The organism is Serratia sp. 3ACOL1 (assembly GCF_003668775.1).
GTDB lineage: Bacteria > Pseudomonadota > Gammaproteobacteria > Enterobacterales > Enterobacteriaceae > Chania > Chania fonticola.
Window position 1 is genome coordinate 2,013,088 of record NZ_CP033055.1, and the last position, 22,485, is coordinate 2,035,572.

At 54.0% G+C, this 22,485-nt stretch carries 21 protein-coding genes and 1 riboswitch; of the genes, 11 read left to right on the forward strand and 10 right to left on the reverse strand.

Features of this window, described 5'->3' with window-relative positions; translation table 11 throughout:
• Positions 1 to 21: 21 nt before the first annotated feature.
• The 4 genes from D9980_RS09280 to dbpA form a co-directional block, all read right to left on the reverse strand.
• Positions 22 to 2,055 (reverse strand): S9 family peptidase, encoded by a 2,034-nt coding sequence (locus D9980_RS09280; RefSeq protein WP_121607111.1) that lies wholly within the window; start codon positions 2,053 to 2,055, stop codon positions 22 to 24.
• Between the two features lie 161 nt (positions 2,056 to 2,216).
• Positions 2,217 to 2,525, reverse strand: coding sequence for a N(4)-acetylcytidine aminohydrolase (yqfB, locus tag D9980_RS09285; RefSeq protein ID WP_121607112.1), 309 nt, complete (start codon positions 2,523 to 2,525; stop codon positions 2,217 to 2,219).
• A gap of 39 nt (positions 2,526 to 2,564) precedes the next feature.
• On the reverse strand, positions 2,565 to 2,891 hold the full coding sequence (locus D9980_RS09290; RefSeq protein ID WP_065685556.1) for a YebG family protein: 327 nt from the start codon (positions 2,889 to 2,891) through the stop codon (positions 2,565 to 2,567).
• Positions 2,892 to 2,976: 85 nt separating this feature from the next.
• A complete protein-coding gene (dbpA, locus tag D9980_RS09295; protein ID WP_024530215.1) occupies positions 2,977 to 4,359 on the reverse strand; it encodes an ATP-dependent RNA helicase DbpA in 1,383 nt (460 codons plus the stop codon).
• Positions 4,360 to 4,570: 211 nt separating this feature from the next.
• On the opposite strand from dbpA, the gene purT reads away from it, so the two are divergent.
• Positions 4,571 to 5,749 (forward strand): formate-dependent phosphoribosylglycinamide formyltransferase, encoded by a 1,179-nt coding sequence (gene purT, locus D9980_RS09300; RefSeq protein ID WP_121607113.1) that lies wholly within the window; start codon positions 4,571 to 4,573, stop codon positions 5,747 to 5,749.
• Between the two features lie 37 nt (positions 5,750 to 5,786).
• On the opposite strand, the gene D9980_RS09305 is transcribed toward purT, so the two are convergent.
• Together D9980_RS09305 and D9980_RS09310 are read right to left on the reverse strand one after the other, a co-directional pair.
• Positions 5,787 to 6,029, reverse strand: a complete 243-nt coding sequence (locus D9980_RS09305) for a YoaH family protein (RefSeq protein ID WP_121607114.1) — start codon at positions 6,027 to 6,029, stop codon at positions 5,787 to 5,789.
• Positions 6,030 to 6,092: 63 nt separating this feature from the next.
• Positions 6,093 to 7,100 (reverse strand): glycosyltransferase, encoded by a 1,008-nt coding sequence (locus D9980_RS09310; RefSeq protein WP_121607115.1) that lies wholly within the window; start codon positions 7,098 to 7,100, stop codon positions 6,093 to 6,095.
• 276 nt (positions 7,101 to 7,376) lie between these two features.
• Between D9980_RS09310 and pabB the strand changes: the two genes are divergently transcribed.
• The 4 genes from pabB (at position 7,377) to D9980_RS09330 (ending at position 13,001) form a co-directional block, all read left to right on the forward strand.
• Positions 7,377 to 8,750, forward strand: coding sequence for an aminodeoxychorismate synthase component 1 (gene pabB, locus D9980_RS09315; RefSeq protein WP_121607116.1), 1,374 nt, complete (start codon positions 7,377 to 7,379; stop codon positions 8,748 to 8,750).
• The gene (locus D9980_RS09320) at positions 8,747 to 9,325 is read left to right on the forward strand and encodes a CoA pyrophosphatase (protein ID WP_121607117.1); all 579 of its coding nucleotides are present in this window, start codon (positions 8,747 to 8,749) and stop codon (positions 9,323 to 9,325) included. The genes pabB and D9980_RS09320 overlap by 4 nt, the downstream gene beginning before the upstream one ends.
• A gap of 372 nt (positions 9,326 to 9,697) precedes the next feature.
• On the forward strand, positions 9,698 to 11,062 hold the full coding sequence (sdaA, locus tag D9980_RS09325; protein WP_121607118.1) for an L-serine ammonia-lyase: 1,365 nt from the start codon (positions 9,698 to 9,700) through the stop codon (positions 11,060 to 11,062).
• Positions 11,063 to 11,399: 337 nt separating this feature from the next.
• On the forward strand, positions 11,400 to 13,001 hold the full coding sequence (locus D9980_RS09330; protein ID WP_121607119.1) for an EAL domain-containing protein: 1,602 nt from the start codon (positions 11,400 to 11,402) through the stop codon (positions 12,999 to 13,001).
• 99 nt (positions 13,002 to 13,100) lie between these two features.
• On the opposite strand, the gene D9980_RS09335 is transcribed toward D9980_RS09330, so the two are convergent.
• On the reverse strand, positions 13,101 to 14,648 hold the full coding sequence (locus D9980_RS09335; protein ID WP_024486721.1) for a TerC family protein: 1,548 nt from the start codon (positions 14,646 to 14,648) through the stop codon (positions 13,101 to 13,103).
• Between the two features lie 586 nt (positions 14,649 to 15,234).
• On the opposite strand from D9980_RS09335, the gene manX reads away from it, so the two are divergent.
• The 5 genes from manX to mntP all read left to right on the forward strand — a co-directional run bounded on the left by manX (position 15,235) and on the right by mntP (position 19,411).
• Entirely contained in the window at positions 15,235 to 16,206 is a 972-nt protein-coding gene (gene manX / locus D9980_RS09340; RefSeq protein ID WP_121607120.1) for a PTS mannose transporter subunit IIAB, read from the forward strand.
• 55 nt (positions 16,207 to 16,261) lie between these two features.
• Positions 16,262 to 17,062, forward strand: coding sequence for a PTS mannose/fructose/sorbose transporter subunit IIC (locus D9980_RS09345; protein WP_021181036.1), 801 nt, complete (start codon positions 16,262 to 16,264; stop codon positions 17,060 to 17,062).
• A 15-nt stretch (positions 17,063 to 17,077) separates the two neighbouring features.
• A complete protein-coding gene (locus D9980_RS09350; protein ID WP_046808324.1) occupies positions 17,078 to 17,920 on the forward strand; it encodes a PTS mannose transporter subunit IID in 843 nt (280 codons plus the stop codon).
• A 55-nt stretch (positions 17,921 to 17,975) separates the two neighbouring features.
• The gene (locus tag D9980_RS09355; protein WP_121607121.1) at positions 17,976 to 18,434 is read left to right on the forward strand and encodes a DUF986 family protein; all 459 of its coding nucleotides are present in this window, start codon (positions 17,976 to 17,978) and stop codon (positions 18,432 to 18,434) included.
• Between the two features lie 219 nt (positions 18,435 to 18,653).
• A riboswitch (yybP-ykoY riboswitch) is annotated at positions 18,654 to 18,832 on the forward strand.
• Positions 18,833 to 18,844: 12 nt separating this feature from the next.
• On the forward strand, positions 18,845 to 19,411 hold the full coding sequence (gene mntP / locus D9980_RS09360) for a manganese efflux pump MntP (protein ID WP_024487163.1): 567 nt from the start codon (positions 18,845 to 18,847) through the stop codon (positions 19,409 to 19,411).
• Positions 19,412 to 19,827: 416 nt separating this feature from the next.
• Here the strand turns inward: mntP and rlmA are convergent, their stop codons facing one another.
• Positions 19,828 to 20,643: a 23S rRNA (guanine(745)-N(1))-methyltransferase gene (gene rlmA, locus D9980_RS09365; protein WP_121607122.1), complete on the reverse strand. Its 816-nt coding sequence runs from the start codon at positions 20,641 to 20,643 to the stop codon at positions 19,828 to 19,830.
• Positions 20,644 to 20,788: 145 nt separating this feature from the next.
• Between rlmA and pgeF the strand changes: the two genes are divergently transcribed.
• The gene (gene pgeF / locus D9980_RS09370; RefSeq protein WP_121607123.1) at positions 20,789 to 21,502 is read left to right on the forward strand and encodes a peptidoglycan editing factor PgeF; all 714 of its coding nucleotides are present in this window, start codon (positions 20,789 to 20,791) and stop codon (positions 21,500 to 21,502) included.
• 65 nt (positions 21,503 to 21,567) lie between these two features.
• Here pgeF and cspE read toward each other — a convergent pair whose 3' ends face one another.
• Positions 21,568 to 21,777, reverse strand: a complete 210-nt coding sequence (gene cspE, locus D9980_RS09375; RefSeq protein WP_002221949.1) for a transcription antiterminator/RNA stability regulator CspE — start codon at positions 21,775 to 21,777, stop codon at positions 21,568 to 21,570.
• A 41-nt stretch (positions 21,778 to 21,818) separates the two neighbouring features.
• Positions 21,819 to 21,935, reverse strand: coding sequence for a DUF2627 domain-containing protein (locus tag D9980_RS09380; RefSeq protein WP_002211058.1), 117 nt, complete (start codon positions 21,933 to 21,935; stop codon positions 21,819 to 21,821).
• Positions 21,936 to 22,485 lie beyond the last annotated feature (550 nt).

Here is a 22,485-nt window from a genome sequence, read left to right on the forward strand (position 1 = left end):
CAGTCTCCTGCCCGCGATGATTTATTCTGCCAGCGCCAGAATAAACGCATATTCCAGCGCAATATCTTCGTAAGCCTTAAAGCGCCCAGACTTGCCGCCGTGGCCGGCATCCATATCGGTATACAGCAGCAGTTGGCGATCGTCGGTTTTCAACTCACGCAGTTTCGCTACCCACTTGGCAGGCTCCCAGTATTGCACCTGCGAATCATGCAACCCGGTGGTGACCAGCATATGCGGATAATCCTGCGCTTTCACCTGGTCGTATGGGCTGTACTGCAAGATGTAATCGTAATACGCCTTGTCGTTTGGGTTGCCCCACTCGTCATATTCACCGGTGGTGAGCGGGATGGACTCATCCAGCATGGTGGTGACCACGTCCACAAACGGCACTTGAGCCACAACGCCATTGAACAGCTCAGGAGCCTGGTTGACTACCGCGCCCATCAGTAAGCCACCGGCACTGCCGCCCATGGCGAACACTCGGTCAGCATCGCCATAACCCTGCTCTACCAGCGTTTTGGTGACGTCGATAAAGTCGTTAAAGGTATTTTGTTTGTTGAACAGCTTGCCGTCTTCATACCAAAGTTGCCCCAGCTCGGCACCGCCGCGAATATGCGCCAGCGCGAAGACAAAACCGCGATCCAACAGGCTGAGACGGCTGGCACTGAATGCCGGATCCATGCTGCTGCCATAGGAGCCGTAGGCGTACACCATCAGCGGGTTCGCCCCATGTGCAAAGCGGTCAGCACGGTAAACCAAAGATACCGGCACCTCGACGCCGTCACGGGCTTTCACCCATACGCGCTCGCTACGATAATCTTCCGCCGTGAAGTTTTTCACTTCCTGCTGCTTAAGCAACTCCCGCTCGCCGCTGTCCAGATTCAGCTCATACAGCGTAGTTGGCGTGGTCATGGAAGAATAGCCGTAACGCAGCAGTTCGGTTTCCGGGTCTGGATTGTAGGCCAGCCAGGTGACATAGGTCGGATCGTCAAAAGCGATGCTCTTGTCTTCACCGCTCTGCCAGTGGATTTGGCGCAGCTGGGTCAGCCCGGCGATGCGCTCCTCCACCACCAGCCAGTCACGGAACAGGCTGAACCCTTCGAGCATGACATTGGTGCGCGGAGCAATCAGTTCCTGCCATTGGCTTTCGTCAGCCTGCTCGCTCTGGTACAGGCCAAAGTTCTTGCCGTTTCTGTTAGAGCGAATGTAGAAATGCTCACGGTAGTGATCGATGGCATATTCGTGATCTTTACGGCGCGGCGCAAACATCTGCGGCTTACTGTCTGCACTATTCGCATCCAGCAACAGGATCTCTGAGGTGGTGGTGCTGCTGAGGTGGATCAGGATAAAGCGCTCGGAGGTGGTTTTTTCCAGGCTGACGTAGAAAGTGTCATCCTGTTCCTCGTAGATCAACACGTCCTGCTGCGGATCGCTGCCCACGACGTGGCGATAGACCTGATACGGCAGCAATGTCTTGGCATGTTTACGCACGTAGTAAACGGTGGCGGAATCATTCGCCCACTCGAAGTTGCCAGAGGTGTTTTCCAGCACCTCATCGGCCCAGCTATCGTCGTGTAGATCCTTGAAACGGATATCGTATTGGCGGCGCGACAGGAAGTCTTCCGCCACGGCCAGGCGCTGGTTATCCGGGCTGACGTCCAACCCGCCCAACGTATAGAACTCATGCCCTTCCGCACGCTGATTACCATCGAGCAAGGTGTCCCAAAGCTCGGTAGCCGCTGCGGGTTGGCGCACATACAGCGCATATTCATTACCCGGCTCATAGCGGGTCTGATAGCGGAAACCACGCCTGACGTAAGGTACGGAATGTTCCTGCTGTGGGATACGCGCGACCATCTCCTGATACAGAGTTTCACGCAGCGCCTGTTGCGGCTTTAGCTGCGCGTCAGTATAGGCATTCTCAGCCCGCAAATAGTCCAATACCTGGGGATCGGTACGTTCGTCATCGCGCAGCCAGTAGTAGTCATCCACACGCGTGTCGCCATGGATAGTGATGGGATAAGGACGTTTTTCTGCCTTAGGAGGTGTCATCATTGCTAAATCATCCGCTTACTTTGATTAAGGCAAGAATGACACGAATTTCACAACGTTAACAAGCCACGTAAGTAAATGGGCGCAGCACATGCAGCGCCCCTACGCAGTGAACCGGTTAGATTTTGTCAGCATCTCATCGCAATGTGAGATGGCGTACGGTATCAGCGCTTGGTAAACGCGATGACAAACAGTTCATCCAGCCCCGGGTAGATATCCTGGATCACCTGCTTCAGTTCGCTGAGGGTCATATTCTCCTGCTTCGCATGTTCATGCGTTAGCTCATTCAGGCGCACCGGCGTTACCGACTTTACCTCGATATAACAGAAAAATACGCCGTCTTCGTTGCGGCTGACGCGCAGCACCTCATTCGGTTGGAAGTCAGCTTCGCTGGCGTCCCGAATGGTGATGGTTTTGCGCCCGGCCAGAATATCTTGCTCAAAACGGCTGAAGAAGGTTATCTCACGGGACATGCTGGATCCTTGGTTATCATCATGTTGCTGTACCACTGCTTAGGCGGCCTGCTGCTCTTCTGACGCGGCGCCTTCTTCCGGGGCAGCGGCAGGTTTCTCACCTTTGGTTTTGGCTGGTTTTTTGGCGGCTTCTTGCGGAGCACCACCACGCAGGATCTGCGCCAGCACATCTTTGTGTTCCGCCAGGAAGAAGCTCAACCCTTCACGCTGTTCTTCTTCCAGCGTGACTGGCGCTTGCTGCAACCATTCACCGAGGCTATCGGCCAGATCCAACATTTTGTCGTAGGCATCGGCTTCTTTCTTATTTGCGAAAGTCATTTTTTCCTCACCGTTTCTCACTACTACATATTTCACTTCAACAGCCATGAGCATCTTCCTCAAAGGTTATGATACTGTATTTTTATACAGTATAGAGTGATTTCGGGCAGGGCTGCAAGCGCCCCGCCGTTTATTATTTCAACAGCCGCACTTTGCAGCTCTTGCCTTTGATCTTACCTTGCTGAAGCTGTTGCAGTGCCTTACGGGCGCTGGCCTTACGGATAGCCACATAGGCATGCACCGGGAACATGTCGATCTTGCCGACTTCTGCCGCCGTTAGCCCGGCGTCACCGGTCAACGCACCAAGAATATCGCCAGGGCGGATTTTCGCCTTGCGGCCACCGTCGATGCACAGGGTGACCATTTCTGCTTCCAGCGGCGTGTTAGGCGCCCCGCTCAGCTCAGACACGGGTGACCATTTTGCACGCATGGACAGATATTCTTCGAGAGCATGAACACGCACCATTTCCTGCGGCGTACACAGGCTGATCGCCAACCCACTCAGACCGGCGCGACCAGTACGGCCAATGCGGTGGACGTGAACCTCAGGGTCAAACGACAGTTCGTAGTTGACCACCAACTCCAATTCTTTGATATCCAGGCCACGCGCGGCCACGTCGGTCGCTACCAGTACACGGCAGCTGCGGTTGGCAAAGCGAACCAGCACCTGGTCCCGATCGCGTTGTTCAAGATCGCCATGCAGGGCCATGCAACTGATACCACGAGCCTCCAACGCTTCATACACGCTCTGGCAATCACGCTTGGTGTTACAGAACACCACGCAGGACGCTGGCTGATAATGACGGATGGCGCTCACTAACACCGCAGGGCGTTGATCGCGGGTGGTTTCATAGAAACGTTGTTCGATAGAGGCTTGCTCATCGCCATCTTCGACTTCCACATTCAGTGGCTGGCGTTGCACACGGGCGCTAATGCGCTCAATGCCCGCCGGATAGGTAGCAGAAAATAGCAAGGTCTGGCGCTGCGGCGGCGTATAGCTGATCACATCATCGATATCATCGGCAAAGCCCATATCCAACATGCGGTCGGCCTCATCCAGCACCAGCACGGTCATCTCGTCCAGCACCAAAGTTTTCTTGCGCAGATGCTCCTGCACCCGGCCCGGCGTACCCACCACAATGTGCGGTGCATGCACCAGGGAGTCGAGCTGTGGCCCCACCGGCTGGCCACCGCACAGGGTCAGTATCTTGATGTTCTGGGTAAAGCGGGCCAGGCGACGCAGCTCTTTGCTCACCTGGTCGGCCAGCTCACGCGTCGGGCACAGAATAAGCGCCTGGGTTGCCACTTTGGCAACGTTGATTTTATCCAGCAGGCCGATGCCAAATGCCGCCGTTTTACCGCTACCGGTTTTCGCTTTGGCACGTACGTCCTGCCCGTTCAGGATGGCAGGCAGCGCTGCGGCCTGTACCGGCGTCATTTCGGCATACCCCAGTTCGTTGAGGTTGGCCAACTGTTCAGCTGGCAGCGGCAGGGAAGAAAAAGAAACTGTGCTCACGGCAATAACTCTTATATAGCAAGTGGAAAGGCGGCGCTGCGCTTGGCTGGCACCGGATCAGGCGCAGATGATAACAGAGTTGGTGGGGTTTCCGGATTTCAGCGTTAAAAAAAGCGGTTAATAGGCACCGCTGGTCGTACGCAATCGTTTTCGTATATACTGCGCGCTCAGTGTCAGACCCGTGAATTCATTCAGATCCAGGTATCAGACTATGTTAACTATTGGAACCGCCCTGCGTCCTGCCGCCACCCGCGTTATGCTACTCGGCTCAGGCGAGCTGGGCAAAGAAGTGGCCATCGAATGCCAGCGTTTAGGCTTGGAAGTCATTGCCGTTGACCGTTACGCCGATGCCCCAGCCATGCATGTGGCACACCGCAGCCACGTCATCAACATGCTGGATGGTGCGGCGCTAAAAGCGTTGATCGAACAGGAACGCCCCGATTTTATCGTGCCGGAAATAGAGGCTATCGCCACCAGCATGCTGGTTGAGTTGGAGCAACAGGGCCATAACGTCGTCCCCTGCGCCGAAGCCACACGTCTGACCATGAACCGCGAAGGTATTCGCCGTCTGGCCGCTGAAACGCTGGAGCTGCCAACCTCCAGCTACCGCTTTGCCGATAACGAGCAAAGCTTCCGCCAAGCGGTGGCCGAAATTGGTTACCCGTGCATCGTCAAGCCGGTGATGAGCTCATCCGGCAAAGGGCAAAGCCTGATCCGTGAAGAGCAGCAACTGGGCGCCGCCTGGGATTACGCACAGCTTGGTGGGCGCGCTGGTGGAGGCCGGGTCATTGTTGAAGGGCTGGTCAAATTTGATTTCGAGATCACTCTGCTGACCATCAACGCCGTCGATGGCGTACATTTCTGTGAGCCGATCGGCCACCGTCAGGAAGATGGGGATTACCGCGAGTCCTGGCAGCCGCAGCGGATGTCAGAGCTGGCATTAAGCCGTGCTCAGGCGATCGCCGCAAAGGTGGTTAATGCACTGGGTGGATTTGGCCTGTTCGGCGTGGAACTGTTCGTCTGCGGCGATGAAGTGATTTTCAGCGAGGTCTCTCCACGCCCGCACGACACCGGCATGGTTACGCTGATTTCGCAGGATCTGTCCGAGTTTGCGCTGCACGTGCGCGCTTTCCTTGGGCTACCGATTAACGCGATACGCCAGTTCGGGCCGGCCGCCTCTGCGGTGATCCTGCCGGAGCTAAGCAGCGACAACGTGCGTTTCAGTGGGTTGGAGACGGCACTAAGTGGCTATAATCAGGTGCGGTTATTCGGTAAACCAAACATTGAGGGCAAACGCCGGATGGGCGTTGCACTGGCCGTTGCGCCAGAAGTAGAGCAAGCGGTAGAGCTGGCCAAACAGGCCGCTGCTGCGGTGACGGTGCAAGGGTAAACCGGTTGGGGGTTCGGGATGCCGACCCCCGCTAACGTCAGTAGTTTTCGTCGTCTTCGCTATCTTCGTCCAGATACTCGGTCGGTTCTTCCTGCTGTTCTTCTTCTTCTTCATCGTCGAACATCACGCTAACCTGATCGCCCTGATGTTTTTCGCGGATTTCCTGTGCCACAGTCGCGATGGCCTCTCCGCTGCTCATGCCCTGCCCCATCAGCAAATGGATACGTTCAGCAGCTTCCTGCTGTTCTTGGTGACTCAGTGACGGCATACCTGCAAGCATGTATTTCTCCCCGGTAAAATAGGCGTGAATTATACGCGCTAACGACGCAGATCCCTACACCTGTTATTCGCTGGCCTGCAAGGGAGTCGCGTTATCAATGTGCCACTGTTTTAAGCGATGCAGCCACAACATCACATGCCATGTCTGCTTGATCCCCCGCATATTGTCGATCATCTTCCGCTGAATGCCGCGCTGGTAGAAATCTTCAGCGATCTGTTGTTGCGCCTGCAGTTCGGGCTCACGGCGAATACTATGGCAAATCCCCAGCGCCTCACGCGCGATTTGCCAATGGAAGGCCGCACAAATCGAGATCTTGCTGCTGTAACGCTGATTCAGTGCCACCAGCATCTCGACGATTTTCATATAGTGGCGCTGATACTCGACGTTCGCCTGCCCGGTACGCCGACGGTTGCTGATCGAGCGGTCGTGTACCCGTTGGCGATATAGCGGTTTGCTCAAGTATTTAACTCGTTGAGCATTGAACATCACTTCGGTGGTCCACGGGATATCCTGGTGATGTAAACCAGGTTCGAAATAAAGTTGGTGCTGCTTGATAAAATCCAGGCGATACACGGCTAACCACACCACATGAATAAAGCGTCTTGATTTCAACGCTTTTTCCAACCACTGCGCACCAGAAATAACCGCCGTATCTTTCAGGCGCGCTGCAGGAATAATGGGGTGCAAATCACTATTGCTTGCAAAATAGCGTTCGCCGTTACATTGCATCACGTCTAATTGATGCTCTTCGGCTAATGTAAGCAGCGTTGAATACATTTTTGGATCCAATAAATCATCGGCGTCGGGGAAGGCGACATATTTGCCACGGGCCACGGCCAGCCCGGCATTGCGAGCATTAGAGACCCCTGAGTTGGGCTGATCGATGACCTTGATATGTGGATGCTGCGCGGCGTAGCGGTGCGCAATCTCTCCTGAGCCGTCGGTGGAGCCATCGTTAACGATGATCACCTCCAACTGCTGCTCATGTTGCGCCAGCAATGAATTCAAGAAAGGAATAAATAGCTCCCCCACATTATGCAAAGGAACAATAACGCTTAATTTTAATGACATTGCTGCCCTCATCTGCGGGGTAAATTAGAATAATCATAGGGTAAAAAAAGATACATTTATTATTATTTTACTTATTAAAATATTCACTGAGGGAATTTCTTTCGGCGAATATATAATGGCATTTTACATTTTATAATATGGCAGACGTTGCAAAAAATGCTCCATTTACGCATGGTTTACTTTTCATCCGGCTAATCTGTAAGCAGCACCCTATGACGTAATGTGGCAGAATGGCTGCCAACACCGCTGTTTACGTGAGTCAGGTTGATTGATCCTATGAATGTCACCGCCCCAAACCTTAAATCGTTACCCTATACGCGCGAAGCCGTACTAACGTTGTTCGCTCCATTGGCACAACGGCCATGGGCTATGCTGCTGCATTCAGGCTTTGCCGAGCACCCGCATAACCGGTTTGACATTCTGGTGGCAGAACCACGCACCACGCTGACGACTTGCGGTGCCAGCACCGAGATCCAGCAGGGAGAGACTCGCAGTCACTCACCGGAAGATCCCTTTGTGCTGTTGCAGCAACAGCTAGATGCTCTCAACCTGCATCCGCCACTGAACGGCGAACTGCCCTTTCAAGGGGGAGCGCTAGGGCTTTTTGGCTATGATTTGGGACGACGTATCGAAGCGTTGCCGCAGTTGGCACAGGCCGATATCAAGCTGCCGGATATGGCGGTGGGTATTTATGACTGGGCTCTGATCGCCGATCATCATCAACAAAAACTGACCCTGCTAAGCTATGGGGATGTAGAACAGCGCTGGCAATGGCTTAACCAACAGCGGGTTGTGCCACAGCCTCTCTTTGCCCTGACCGGCAACTGGCAGGCCAACATGACGCGCCAACAATATGGCGAGAAATTCCGGCGTATCCAGGGCTATCTGCGCAGCGGCGATTGCTATCAGATCAATTTGGCTCAGCGTTTTTCCGCCCCGTACCAAGGGGACGAATGGCAGGCATTCCAGCAGTTAAGCGCCAGCAACCGTGCGCCGTTCTCCGCTTTCCTGCGCCTGCCCGCCAACGCGGTATTGAGCGTTTCACCAGAACGTTTCCTGTGGTTGGCCGATCGGCAGATCCAGACCAGGCCTATCAAAGGTACGCTACCCCGCCTTGCTGATGCCGCGCTAGATGCAGAACAGGCGCAAAAGTTGGCCAATTCCCCCAAGGACCGGGCCGAAAATCTGATGATTGTCGATCTGCTGCGTAATGACATTGGCCGTGTGGCAAAACCTGGCAGCGTCAAGGTGCCGGAACTGTTCGTGGTTGAGCCGTTCCCGGCGGTACATCATCTGGTCAGTACCATTACTGCCACCCTGCCCGCTAACCGCTCGGCTAGCGAGCTGTTGCGCGCCTGTTTTCCCGGCGGATCGATCACCGGCGCGCCCAAAGTGCGGGCAATGGAAATCATCGAAGAACTGGAGCCGCAGCGCCGTAATGCCTATTGTGGCAGCATTGGCTATCTCAGCGTTTGCGGTACCATGGACACCAATATCACCATCCGCACCCTGATTGCCGAAAACGGGCGCATCAGCTGTTCTGCCGGTGGTGGCATCGTTGCAGATAGTCAGGAACAGGCGGAGTATCAGGAAACCTTTGATAAGGTAGGCCGCATCTTGCCACAGCTGGGGGAGTTTACCGTTTCGTGAGCCATCAGGACTATCCGGCCTCATTGGCCGATTTTATCAGCCGCTTTCAGCTGCAACAGCCGCAGGCGGTGCAGATCTCCCACAACTCGCGCCCAGCCGCCGTGCTGATCCCCATCGTTTGTCGGCCAGAACCGACCCTGCTGCTCACTCGCCGCGCTGACTCATTACGTAAACATGCGGGTCAAGTGGCCTTCCCCGGCGGTAAAACCGATGCTGAAGACGGTTCTCCCATCATTACCGCACTGCGTGAAGCGCAGGAAGAAGTGGCGATCCCACCGCAGCGGGTGCATGTCCTCGGCCAGTTGGCCCCGCTCGACAGCAGCACCGGTTTTCAGGTGACGCCGGTGGTGGGTCTGATCCCGGCAGATGTGGCGTTTCATGCCAACGAAGATGAGGTCGCCGAGGTGTTCGAAATCCCGCTGCACGAAGCGCTGCGGCTCTCACGCTATTATCCGCTGGACATTCATCGTGGCGGTCACGCACATCGAGTCTATCTTTCCTGGTATCAAAGCCAATTCGTTTGGGGTCTGACGGCCGCGATTATTCGCCGCCTGGCACAGCAAGTCAGCATCTGAATCTGGTATTTTTCGTGACATACGTCACGTTAAAGCCGGGATTACCTGTCGTTTTGAGTATAAAGCGATCGCTATCACTCCTGCAGCCTGTTTTATCAACTACCGTTACCGCTATCGATGTTTTAAAAAAACTGTAAACTCTCTCTTCAACCTTACGAAATACCTGTAAAATAGCCACGACCGGAATAAACCACTAATATTATAAGGATTACCCCGGTCGCGTTTTAAGGCGTTAACAGCAATACCAAGGATTACTTTATTTCATGCGAAAAGGGCCGCAAAACCCGTACGGCCCTTTTACACTATCGCCGTTCCCTGCGCGGTTTTTAACCGCAGCAGCCATAACAATATGCCTCTTTAAGGAGTTTTAGCGTGATTAGCGTTTTCGACATGTTTAAGATCGGCATCGGCCCGTCCAGCTCTCATACGGTTGGACCGATGAAAGCCGGCAAACAGTTTGTCGACGATCTGGTAAACGAAGGCTTGATGCCTTCCGTCACGCGTGTTGCCGTCGATGTTTACGGCTCACTCTCATTGACCGGTAAAGGTCACCATACCGATATCGCCATCATTCTCGGCCTGGCGGGCAATATGCCTGATACCGTCGATATCGATGGCATCCCGGGCTTTATTCGCGATGTTGAGCAACGTCAACGCCTGATGCTGGCCAGCGGCCTGCACGAAGTCGATTTCCCCCGCGACGGCGGCATGGTCTTCCGTAGCGACAATATGCCGCTGCACGAAAACGCCATGCAGATCCATGCCTTCGCTGGCGACAAGCAGATTTACAGCAAAACCTATTACTCCATCGGTGGCGGGTTTATCGTTGACCAAGAACATTTCGGCAAAGCCGAAAGTAACGAAATCTCGGTTCCCTATCCGTTCCACTCGGCAAGTGAAATGTTGGCCCACTGCCACGCTACCGGTCTGTCCCTCTCCGGGATGGTCATGCAAAACGAACTGGCACTGCATAGCAAGCAGGAGATCGAAGCCTATTTCGGCAACGTTTGGCAAACCATGCGCGCCTGTATCGATCGCGGTCTGAACACCGAAGGCGTACTGCCTGGCCCGCTGCGGGTTCCGCGCCGCGCCTCAGCCCTGCGCCGCTTGCTGGTTTCCTCAGACAAACTGTCCAGCGACCCAATGAACGTGATCGACTGGGTCAACATGTTTGCGCTGGCGGTAAACGAAGAGAACGCCGCCGGTGGCCGCGTGGTGACCGCCCCAACCAACGGAGCCTGCGGGATCGTTCCTGCGGTGCTGGCTTACTACGATCATTTCATTGAGTCCGTCAGCCCGGAAACCTATGTCCGCTACTTTATGGCGTCGGGCGCGATTGGCACGCTGTATAAAATGAACGCCTCGATTTCTGGTGCCGAAGTGGGCTGCCAGGGCGAAGTGGGTGTGGCCTGTTCGATGGCCGCTGCGGGCCTGGCCGAGTTGCTTGGCGGCAGCCCTGAGCAGGTTTGCATCGCCGCCGAAATCGGCATGGAGCATAACCTGGGCTTGACCTGCGATCCCGTTGCCGGCCAGGTACAGGTCCCTTGCATCGAGCGCAACGCCATTGCCTCGGTGAAAGCGATCAACTCGGCGCGTATGGCATTGCGCCGCACCAGCGAGCCGCGTGTGTCGCTGGATAAGGTGATCGAAACCATGTACGAAACCGGTAAAGACATGAACGCCAAGTATCGTGAGACCTCTCGTGGCGGTCTGGCGATCAAGGTTCAGTGTGACTGATTAAGTCTGTCCCCCTCGTCGTCACCGTCGAGGGGGAACGGCTGAAAAAACCTGAACTGGCTACGCAACACGTAGGGGCGCCGCATGCGGCACCCGCTTAGAGAATCAATAGGTTAACCTAGTTGTCCCGTACAAACTCAGCAATACTGCTAATCTGACCACCTCGCCCATCCGCCGGTTAACCCCCAAATTTCCCCTTTGATCGCGCCAACCGAAATAATTTGTTGAGTTACCATCAATTTTCCATGCGAACAGGCTAGAATTAGCCAAGCATAGTATTACTGAAATTGCGCCTGGAAGTGGCGTCAGGCAGCTAGACTGAACAAGGACTTACCGGATGTTGATGACCCAACTTGCCGCATCGAAATACCGCTATTACCGTTGGCTTCTCGCCGGCGCGGTTGGGTTGGCTATTTTGTTGATTTCGCTCTATACCCGCTACTATCAGGAAGTCCGTAATACCGAGCAGAACCAGCGCGTCCTGGCCAGCCGGGTGATCACCAAACTCAATGCGTTGCTGCTACCCGCAGAGCAACAGGCTCTCAGCACCATGTCGCTGGTCGGGCAACCCTGCGATTCGGTGATACCAACGTTACGCTTTCGTGCCGCACAGAATCAGGCACTGCGCTCGTTGCTGCTGGTCAAGGACGGTACGATTTATTGCTCCAGCCTGTTTGGCCAACGCCACTATGTGTTTACCACCATTTTCCCAACCATGACCAAAGGCGGCATGCAGCTGGCACTGCGCCCTTCCATCACGGTAGCCAAAGGAACGCCAACGCTGGTGCTGTGGACTCCGTTGCCCGATCAAAGTACCAGCGGAGTGTTGCACGTTTTCAATATCGATCTGTTGTCCAATTTCCTGCTGGAACCGCAAGAGCCTTTTGCTCATCGGGTAGCCCTGAACGTGGGTGCCTACAGACTGGAATATGGTCAACAGGAAATTACCCTGAGCGATGGCAAAGCCGAAGACCTGCAATACACCGCCAAATCCGCCAAGTATCCTTTCTCCATCTCCCTGTTTGGCCCCGATGCCCGTACTCTGGCTCTGGCCGCACTACCGCGCCATATTCCTCTGGCGTTGATGTTGAGCCTGCTGGCGGCCTACGTGGTCTATCTGATCACCGCCAACCGCATGAGCCTGTCTTACCATATTGGCCACGCCATTGCGCATCGCGAATTTCGCGTTTATTGCCAGCCGATTATCAACAGCGATAATGGGCGCTGTGTCGGCGTCGAAACCTTGATGCGCTGGAAGAACAAGCGACAAGGCTGGATTTCGCCAGACGTGTTTATCCCGCTGGCCGAACAGCACGCCCTGATCATTCCGCTAACACGTTATCTGATGACCACGGTGGTAGAAAACCTCAACCTGTTCCCCCCTCGCCCCTCTTTCTATATCAGCATCAACGTCGCAGCAGAGCATTTCAATACCGTCAGCATTATTGATGATATCCGCCGCATCTGGCTGCCCGCCCATCCGATGCCGTCACTGATGCTGGAACTGACGGAGCGAACCGCCCTGTCGGAGATTCAGCATGAACAGATTAAAACGCTCAAAGAGATGGGCATCATGCTGGCGATAGACGACTTTGGCACCGGCCACAGCTCGCTCAGCTATCTGAAAAAGCTCAGCCCGGACGTGTTAAAGATCGATCGTGGTTTTACCGCCGCCATTGGCACCGACGCGGTCAATGCCACCGTGACCGATACCATCATTACGTTGGCACAGCGCCTGAAATTAAAACTGGTGGCCGAAGGGGTTGAGACAGAGGAGCAGGCAGAGTATCTACGCTCGCAGGGGGTAAATGCCTTACAGGGGTATTATTTTGCCAAGCCGATGCCGATCAACGTGTTTCCACTGTGGCTGCAACAGTATGAAACCCGCCAACGCGTGCTGCATCAACAGCCGCAAACAAAAGAAAAGCGAGACGGCTGATACAATTCAACCGGCTCGCTATGTAGGGTCACGTTTCTTTAGCTAATGGTCCAGGAACGCGGCAAACTGAGGCCGGGGTAAACACCCCGGCCTGACTACTTACTCGTCTTGCTCGTGCAGCGGTTTCACCTTGGTGATGCTGACCAGTTCGATGCGATAATCCGAGATCTCAAGGATTTCAAAACGCAGGTCGTGGAGTTCGACCACATCGCCCACCGTTGGCATCTGGCCAGAATATGAGAGCAGGAAGCCCGCCAGCGAGGCGTAATCCTCGGTGGGGCTAACCAAATCGTCACAGTCCAACGCCTGCTCCAACGAGTGGAGGTCCGCACCGCCTTTCACCAGCCAGCGGTCGCCATCCTCGATAATATCCGGCGTTTCATCTTCGTCCGGGAACTCACCGGCAATCGCTTCCAGCACGTCTAGCGGCGTGACCAGCCCCTGCACCACGCCAAACTCATTGGTCACCATCACCAGACGGCCCTTGGCCCGGCGCAATACCGCCAGCAGCTTGATCACGTCCATGGTTTCCGGTACGACGATCGGCGGTGTGCGCGCGGCAAACTCGGCGATATCTACGCCCTGATCCAACGCGACCAGCAGATCCTTCGCACGCACCACGCCGATAAACTCATCCAGCTCATAGCGGCAAACCGGGAACAGGCTATGCGGGGTATCCAGCAACTGTTCGCGCACCTCGTCGCGGGAACGTTCGCAATCTACCCACGAAATCTCGGTGCGTGGTGTCATCACGCTGCGCAAGGTACGGGAAGCCAATGTCAGCACGCCGCTGATCATGTAGCGTTCCTCCTGCGCAAAGGTTTCTTTCACCTTACGCAGGCTGTCTTCATCCACCTGTTGCTGGGTACGCTGTTGCCCCATCAGGCGCATAATCGCTTCAGCCGTGCGTTCGCGCATCGGGCGACGAGACTCGTGCTTGATGAAGTTGCGCCGTGCAATCTGGTTAAACATCTCGATCAGGATCGAGAAGCCAATCGCCGCATACAGATAGCCTTTTGGAATGTGCACGCCAAGGCCTTCGGCAATCAGGCTCAGGCCGATCATCAGCAGGAAGCTCAAACAGAGCACCACGATGGTCGGATGGGCGTTCACGAAGTTGGTCAAAGGTTTCGAGGCCAGCAACATCACCGCCATCGCAATCACTACCGCTGCCATCATGACCGGCAGATCGTTGACCATCCCCACTGCCGTGATCACCGCGTCGAGCGAGAACACCGCATCAAGGATGACAATCTGCACCACCACCGCCCAGAATTTGGCGTAGCCACGGTTAGCACCTTCCTGATGGGTGCTGCCCTCCAGCCGTTCATGCAACTCCATCGTGGCTTTGAACAACAGGAATACCCCACCAAACAGCAGGATCAGGTCGCGGCCAGAGAAAGCGAATTCCCCCACGCTGAACAGCGGTTTGGTCAGCGTCACCATCCATGAAATCACCGACAGCAACCCAAGACGCATCACCAAGGCTAATGAAAGGCCGATAATGCGCGCTTTATCACGCTGCTTGGGCGGCAGTTTGTCGGCCAGAATGGCGATGAATACCAGGTTGTCGATACCCAGCACGATTTCCAAGACTACCAGGGTCAATAACCCGGCCCAAATCGAGGGGTCCATTAATATTTCCATATCAGACTCCAGAAGAAAGACAGGTTGGCAGAGCTGCGCTCAGACGTAGGGAGGCAAACGCAGACGTGGCGTTGGCGATGACAGAGAGAAAACAGGATGGCACTAACAGGAAGCAGCCATAAGGCCGAGCGAACGTTGTTGCGCCAACAGGTGGCGGGTGAAACCTTGTAAAACAGTAACTTCGGTGACAGTCCATAGGGAGGGCTGAGGCCCTTCACTCCTTGGTTATGAAAGAAGAATGCACTCTAACAGGAAATTTTTCGTCAGAAAAGTGGCTTTGTTCAGTTTACGTCTCATTTTGTAACAGCTTTGCTGTTTAATTCCGCAAACTAACTATTCGGCTTAATCGATCCACTAATAGCAGAGCAATGTCACAAAATTTATTTTTTCACGCACTAAAATAAATGGCGTTAACGGGAATTAACGGCCACAGGTTTTTGAAACTGCGTGATAAATGTTAAGTGTGAGTTTCTTTTTTTCTACCATAATGTATTTGAACCAACGTATCTGAACCGCGGAAGTGACTGCCAGGATGGTGATGAGTCAAGACACGATCCGTGCCTTAAGTTCAACGAGGAGGTAGCGAGTGGCAATAGCTATTATCATCGGCACACACGGGACTGCAGCGGAACAATTGCTGAAAACAGCAGAAATGCTATTGGGTGAGCAAGCCAACGTCGCCTACATAGATTTCGTTCCCGGTGAAAATGCTGAAACGTTAATTGAGAAATACAATGGGAAAATCAGTGAGCTCGATACCAGCGATGGCGTCCTGTTTCTGGTTGATACCTGGGGCGGCAGCCCGTTTAATGCGGCCAGCCGTATCGCAGTAGACAAACCACACTATGAGGTTATCACCGGGGTTAACATTCCCATGCTGGTGGAAACATTCATGGCCCGTGATGACAACCCAAGCTTTGACGAACTGGTCGCGCTGGCGTTGGAAACCGGCCGTGAAGGCGTGAAAGCGCTGAAGAAACCGGTGGAAGAGAGTGTTAAGCCCGTCGCGCCACAAAGTGCCCCTGCCCCAAAAGCCGTTGCGCCCCAAGCGCCTCTCGGCCCCAATGACCATATGAAAATCTGCCTGGCGCGTATCGACGATCGTCTGATCCACGGCCAGGTTGCTACCCGCTGGACCAAAGAGACCAACGTCAGCCGCATCATCGTAGTCAGTGATGAAGTGGCCGCCGACCACGTCCGTAAAACCTTGCTGACTCAGGTTGCCCCCCCAGGCGTTACCGCTCACGTTGTTGACGTGGCAAAGGCGATCCGCGTCTGGAACAACCCGAAATATGCGGGTGAGCGCGTGATGCTGCTGTTCACCAACCCAACCGATGTTTGGCGTCTGGTTGAGGAAGGGGTGAATATCACCTCGGTGAATATCGGTGGTATGGCGTTCCGCCAGGGTAAAACCCAGGTGAATAACGCGGTGTCCGTCGATGAGAAAGACATCGAGGCGTTTAAGAAGTTAAACGAACGCGGGATTGAACTTGAAGTCCGTAAGGTCTCTTCCGACAGTCAGCTAAAAATGATGGACCTGATTAACAAACTCAATTAACGGTAACGTCGTTAATTTTTTACTCAGAGCTGTTTGGTCATATAGGAGAAGTGCAATGGAGATCACCACTCTTCAGATTGTACTGATATTTATCGTTGCCTGTATCGCCGGGATGGGTTCCGTCCTGGATGAGTTTCAATTCCACCGCCCGTTAGTGGCCTGTACGCTAATTGGCTTCGTTCTCGGTGACATCAAAACCGGTATCATCATCGGCGGTACGCTGGAGATGATCGCACTGGGTTGGATGAACATCGGGGCTGCGGTTGCACCCGATGCGGCGTTAGCGTCGATTATTTCCACCATTCTGGTTATCGCCGGTGGGCAAAACATCGGTGCCGGTATTGCCCTGGCGATCCCACTGGCAGCAGCAGGCCAGGTACTGACCATTATCGTGCGTACCATCACCGTGGCCTTCCAGCATGCGGCGGACAAAGCGGCAGAACGGGGTAACCTGAACGGCATTACCGTGATCCACATCGCGGCCCTGCTGGTACAGGCAATGCGTGTCGCAATTCCTGCGGTGATCGTTGCGGTCTCCGTCGGCACAGCTGGCGTCCACGCCCTGCTTAACTCAATTCCGGAAGTGGTCACAGGCGGTCTGAACATCGCCGGTGGCATGATCGTGGTAGTCGGTTACGCGATGGTCATCAACATGATGCGTGCCGGTTATCTGATGCCATTCTTCTACCTGGGCTTCGTTACCGCAGCCTTCACCAACTTTAACCTGGTCGCACTCGGCGTGATCGGTGTGGTGATGGCGGTGCTCTACATCCAGCTCAGCCCTAAATACAACAAGTCTCAGGTGGTTCAGGCCAACCCTGCCGGTGCCAACGACCTCGATAACGAATTGGACTAGGAATAGGTGAAAGAAATGGTTGATACAACGACTCAAAAGAAACTGACACCTGCCGATATTCGAGGCGTATTCGTACGCTCCAACCTGTTCCAGGGTTCATGGAACTTCGAACGTATGCAGGCGCTAGGTTTTTGCTTCTCGATGGTGCCGGTGATCCGTCGCCTGTACCCGGACAATAACGACGAACGCAAACAGGCCATTAAACGCCACCTTGAGTTCTTCAATACGCAACCGTTCGTCGCAGCGCCAATTCTTGGCGTCACCATGGCGATGGAAGAACAGCGTGCCAACGGCGCACCGATCGACGATGCGGCCATCAACGGCATCAAAGTAGGTCTGATGGGGCCGCTGGCTGGCGTAGGTGACCCGATATTCTGGGGTACCGTTCGCCCGGTATTTGCTGCATTGGGTGCCGGTATTGCCATGAGTGGCAGCCTGCTCGGCCCACTGTTGTTCTTCGTACTGTTTAACCTGGTACGCCTGCTGGTTCGTTACTACGGTGTCGCCTACGGCTATCAAAAAGGGGTCGATATCGTTAGCGATATGGGCGGTGGTTTCCTGCAAAAACTGACGGAAGGGGCGTCCATCCTCGGCCTGTTTGTCATGGGGGCCCTGGTTAACAAGTGGACGCACGTCAATATCCCGCTGGTAGTGTCAAAAATTACCGACCAGACCGGGCAAACCCACGTCACCACGGTACAAACCATCCTTGACCAGTTGATGCCTGGCTTGGTACCGCTACTGCTGACATTCGGTTGTATGTGGCTGCTGCGCAGGAAGGTCAACGCGCTGTGGATCATCATCGGCTTCTTCGCCATTGGTATCTTCGGTTACTGGATTGGTCTGTTAGGTCTGTAATAGCAATTGATAGCCGGGGGGCAACCCCCGGTTTTTTTATTTATGGAGTGGTGAGATGTCGCTGACCGATGGCGTAATACTGATTTTTATTCTGCTGATGCTGGCGTATGCGCTGTATGACGAGTTCGGCATGAACCTGCTGAAAGGAAAAACGCTGTTAAAGGTGCAGCTCAAGCGGGGTAACCGGTTGGACTGCCTGATCTTCGTCGGTCTGATCGCTATCCTGATCTACCGCAACCTGGTCGAGCAGGGAGCGCCGATAACTACCTACCTGCTAATTTCCCTGGCCATGATTGCGGTATATATCTCCTATATCCGCAAGCCCAAAATGTTGTTTAAAACCACCGGTTTCTTCTATGCCAATGCGTTTATTGACTATCGACGCATCAAAGCCATGAATTTATCCGAAGATGGCATTCTGGTTATCGACTTAGAAAAGCGCCGGTTATTAATCCAGGTTACACACCTGGATGACCTGGAAAAAATCTATCATTTTTTCCTTGAAAATAAATGAGTTAAAAACCTCCCCGCCCCATCCTGATTAATTAACAATGATTTTTTCGGGTAATTAATCAGCATGGCTGGTGTTTTTTCTGCTTATTATTTCCACACCATTGATGCAACTATCGCCATTATTACTATCCATAAGCCTGTTAATGAAAATAAGTCTCAATTTCACCCGATACCCCGGTGAAATTAAACGTTGTCCGCAGCAAAAATATTATGGTATGGTTGCGCCGTCATTGGGGAGTAGCCGGTTTCTGGAGAGTTATAACCAGAAACGCCCGTATCAACATACTCGTTTCGTCAGCGAAACGTGGTACGGGCAGCCAGGTAGGTTGGCGAGACCATAGGCACGTAACTCCGTCGTATGGTTGGGGGTGGGTTACGTGTATATGGAGCCACCCGGCCGAGACTATTTCAATGAACCTTTCAGCAACTCTTATCCTGGCTTTTGGCATGTCTATGGACGCGTTTGCCGCGTCGATCGGCAAAGGCGCCACTCTGCATCAACCGCGTTTTCGCGAAGCTATCCGTACCGGTCTGATCTTTGGCATCATTGAAGCCATTACTCCGCTTATCGGCTGGGGCATCGGTCTGTTTGCCAGCCAATACATCATGGAATGGGACCACTGGGTCGCCTTTAGCCTGCTGTTTATCCTTGGCGCACGCATGATCGTTGAAGGGGTGAAAAACAAGCCGGAAGAAGAGAAAGTCAATCGTCATGGCTTCTGGGTGCTGGTTGCTACGGCCATTGCCACCAGTCTGGATGCGATGGCAATCGGTGTGGGTCTGGCATTCCTGCAGGTTAATATCCTGCATACCGCGATGGCGATAGGTATGGCGACCATGATCATGGCTACGCTGGGGATGATGGTTGGCCGGTTTATCGGCCCGCTGCTGGGCAAGCGCGCAGAAATTCTTGGCGGCGTGGTGCTGATCGGGATTGGCTTTAATATCCTGCTGGAGCACTTGGGCTACCTGGCTTAATCCTTGGCAGCAAAGAATACTCCCTCACCCTAACCCTCTCCCCAAGGAGAGGGAACCGATCGAGTTCGTTGATCTTTCGGCGTAATACCTTAACTTTCTTGCTTTTACTCCCTACTTTCCGAAGCTACACGGGCCAATTACCTACTCCGGGCACCTCCCTCGCCCTCTCCCCAAGGAGAGGGAACCGATCGAGTTCGTTGATCTTTCGGCGTAATACCTTAACTTTCTTGCTTTTACTCCCTACTTTCCGAAGCTACACGAGCCAATTACCTACTCCGGGCAGCTCCCTCACCTTGGATAAGGTGGGTGTTCGAGTTGCTCAGGTGATCTCTTTACCTCCAAAAAAGCAGGGGCTATCAGCTCCCTCTCCCTGTGGGAGAGGGTTGGGGTGAGGGGAAGGTTAACATTGATGCCACTCAGCCCCGGCGGTACAAGCGGATGGCGAAATCCGTCTCGCAGGCAAAGGTAGCCATGTCGAGCAAACCTTGCTGCACTTCCGGCGAAGCGCGCCAGGCAAACGGCGTCATCTGCAACAGATTGGCAGCCTGCTCACCCGGCAACATCATTGGATAAGCCAAAGACTCGGCCAATTCACAGCTGAAGCCCTCAAGCTGCTCATCATGCTCCGCATGCAATTGAACCTCCTGATAAACCTGCTGTTTTAGCTGATAAAGGTGCCGCGGCCCCGGTGACACCGTCACAACCACCCCACCCGGCTTGACGACCCGCGCCAATTCCTCGGCTTTACAGGGTGCATAGATACGTAACACAGCATCTAGCGACGCGTCGGCAAACGGTAGGCGATGACTGGAAGCCACGCAGAAAGAGACCGTCGGGTAGCGTTTGGCCGCCGAGCGGATAGCCACCTTGGCAACATCCAGGCCATACACCGCTACGGTCCGCTCCTGAGACAAGCGTGCCGCCACGGCGGCCGTGTAATAGCCTTCACCACAGCCAATATCCAGCAGTGCCTGTGGCTCAATAGGCAAAGTGCTGGCTAACAGTTCAGCCACCCGCTGTTGCAACGGCTGGTAGTAGCCCCCGTCAAGAAATGCGCGGCGGGCCTGCATCATCTCGGCACTGTCACCCGGCTGTTTAGAACGCTTGTGTTGCACCGGCATTAAGTTGACGTACCCTTCTTTAGCACGGTCGAATTGATGGTTATTCTCGCAACGCCACTGTTGGTTTGCGAAATCAAGCGGTTGGAAACACAGGGGGCACTGATAAGACATGGATGAGATCCCAGAGAGAGATGGCGCGGGTAGTCTAAAGAAGGCTGGTGTACGATGCAAGGCAGATACCCATCTGCCACTAGCCAAGTGATTCAAAAGCTGGCTACACTGAATGTCTCCTCTCAGCCACAGGCAAAGACGTTCTATGACCGACTATTCCCCGCTGCTCAGCGGCGTTCCTGGCATCGCTCATGGCTTTGGCAATAAAGGTGCCCTACTGCCAACGCCGTTACTGCCCTATCGCGACACGCTGCCTGAGAAAAAACAGGTACACGGTACTCGCATAGTCGATATCCATCAGGCGGGCCAGCAATGCGGTGAAGCCGATGGCTTCTTTACCCGCGAGCCAGGGATCCTGATCAGCGTATTAACCGCAGACTGCCTGCCGGTGATTTTCAGCCGTAAAGACGGTAGCGCCATTGCTGCGGTACATGCAGGCTGGCGCGGCCTGCTGGATGGCATTCTGGAGCAAATGGCCAAACGTATCAGCCTGGACGACAATACCGCCAACTGGGTGGCCTCCATCGGCCCTGCTGCGGGCGCTTGCTGCTATCAGGTTAACCAGGAGCTGGTCGAACAGTTTCAACAGACGCTGCCCTTGCCAGCAGAGCTGATCAGCCCGACCCACCGCCATCTGGATCTGGCCGCCATCGCCGTAAACAAGCTCAATGCCCTGGGATTCGCCGCAGTCGATCACGCAGGCTCTTGCACCATCTGCACGCTCAACAACGACCCACGGCAGCCCCAGCGCTTTAAATACACCAGCTATCGCCGCAACAGCCATCGCCGCGCGCAAGATCCCAATCATCCGGGGATTAAAGGCCGTAATCAGTATTCCGGCATCATCATCACCGGGTGACATTCACCGACGCCAGATACGAAAAAACCCGCACTAAGGCGGGTTTTTTGTTCAGCTGACGCTGATTAGATTGCAGTAACGTTTACTGCAGATGGGCCTTTCTGGCCATCTTGGATTTCGAACTCAACGTTCTGGCCTTCAGCCAGGGTTTTGAAACCGTTACCCTGGATTGCAGAGAAGTGTACGAACACGTCTTTGCTGCCGTCAGCTGGGGTGATGAAACCGAAACCTTTAGACTCGTTGAACCACTTAACTTGACCTTTGATCTTTGCCATCTTGAGTATTTCCTTTGGATTGTTTAAACCGCCCGTAGGCGTTACATAGACAAACTAGAGTCGTTACTGCTTGAGGCACTAAGATAAGGATCGGCAGAGAAGCGGTATTCAACGCTAACGTCTTTACTCAGAACTTCTTTACTGAAAATGCCACACATATACAGAACTGTACCTCGTTTTACCCAAGTGCGTTATCACATACTCTGGAATCGATGGCAAGCCATTTTTAATCACTCATGGACGTGTCGCACATATTTGAAACGGTCAGCCGCAAGAATAGCTTAAATAGGGCAAAAGAGGTTGAAGCCTTGGCTATTTTCTGCTTTGTAAAGAAGCCGCACTGTACTCCGCGTGGCGCCTCAGTTTTAACAATTCTTTCAACTCGGCAGCGAGCGATTTTCACCACATATAAGCCGCGGAAAGGCTAAAGCACGTAAAAAAATTTGAATCTTTATGGAATTTTATATGCAACTATTGAATATCGATGACCGGGGACCAAACGGCCAACTGATCCGACCTTTAGCTAGCAAAGCCTGTCATAGCTGGATAGTTCTGCTTTGGCCAGCCACAACAGAATCGTTCACTCAGGCCAAAACGCTCACGCAGGCCAGTGCATAATCATGCAGTGAGCCAAATTTTGCACCAAGAAAGTGCAAGCGGACGAAATAGCCACCCCGTCCTGCAAGTTTATATCCGTAGCTAAGTTAG

What these genes read in the sequence shown, in the direction of transcription:
- D9980_RS09280 (WP_121607111.1), bottom strand. Translation starts at nt 2,055, where the DNA reads ATGATGACACCTCCTAAGGCAGAAAAACGTCCTTATCCCATCACTATC.
- yqfB (WP_121607112.1), bottom strand. Translation starts at nt 2,525, where the DNA reads ATGTCCCGTGAGATAACCTTCTTCAGCCGTTTTGAGCAAGATATTCTG.
- D9980_RS09290 (WP_065685556.1), bottom strand. Translation starts at nt 2,891, where the DNA reads ATGGCTGTTGAAGTGAAATATGTAGTAGTGAGAAACGGTGAGGAAAAA.
- purT (WP_121607113.1), top strand. Translation starts at nt 4,571, where the DNA reads ATGTTAACTATTGGAACCGCCCTGCGTCCTGCCGCCACCCGCGTTATG.
- D9980_RS09305 (WP_121607114.1), bottom strand. Translation starts at nt 6,029, where the DNA reads ATGCTTGCAGGTATGCCGTCACTGAGTCACCAAGAACAGCAGGAAGCT.
- D9980_RS09310 (WP_121607115.1), bottom strand. Translation starts at nt 7,100, where the DNA reads ATGTCATTAAAATTAAGCGTTATTGTTCCTTTGCATAATGTGGGGGAG.
- pabB (WP_121607116.1), top strand. Translation starts at nt 7,377, where the DNA reads ATGAATGTCACCGCCCCAAACCTTAAATCGTTACCCTATACGCGCGAA.
- D9980_RS09330 (WP_121607119.1), top strand. Translation starts at nt 11,400, where the DNA reads ATGTTGATGACCCAACTTGCCGCATCGAAATACCGCTATTACCGTTGG.
- D9980_RS09335 (WP_024486721.1), bottom strand. Translation starts at nt 14,648, where the DNA reads ATGGAAATATTAATGGACCCCTCGATTTGGGCCGGGTTATTGACCCTG.
- D9980_RS09345 (WP_021181036.1), top strand. Translation starts at nt 16,262, where the DNA reads ATGGAGATCACCACTCTTCAGATTGTACTGATATTTATCGTTGCCTGT.
- D9980_RS09350 (WP_046808324.1), top strand. Translation starts at nt 17,078, where the DNA reads ATGGTTGATACAACGACTCAAAAGAAACTGACACCTGCCGATATTCGA.
- D9980_RS09355 (WP_121607121.1), top strand. Translation starts at nt 17,976, where the DNA reads ATGTCGCTGACCGATGGCGTAATACTGATTTTTATTCTGCTGATGCTG.
- mntP (WP_024487163.1), top strand. Translation starts at nt 18,845, where the DNA reads ATGAACCTTTCAGCAACTCTTATCCTGGCTTTTGGCATGTCTATGGAC.
- rlmA (WP_121607122.1), bottom strand. Translation starts at nt 20,643, where the DNA reads ATGTCTTATCAGTGCCCCCTGTGTTTCCAACCGCTTGATTTCGCAAAC.
- pgeF (WP_121607123.1), top strand. Translation starts at nt 20,789, where the DNA reads ATGACCGACTATTCCCCGCTGCTCAGCGGCGTTCCTGGCATCGCTCAT.
- cspE (WP_002221949.1), bottom strand. Translation starts at nt 21,777, where the DNA reads ATGGCAAAGATCAAAGGTCAAGTTAAGTGGTTCAACGAGTCTAAAGGT.
- D9980_RS09380 (WP_002211058.1), bottom strand. Translation starts at nt 21,935, where the DNA reads ATGTGTGGCATTTTCAGTAAAGAAGTTCTGAGTAAAGACGTTAGCGTT.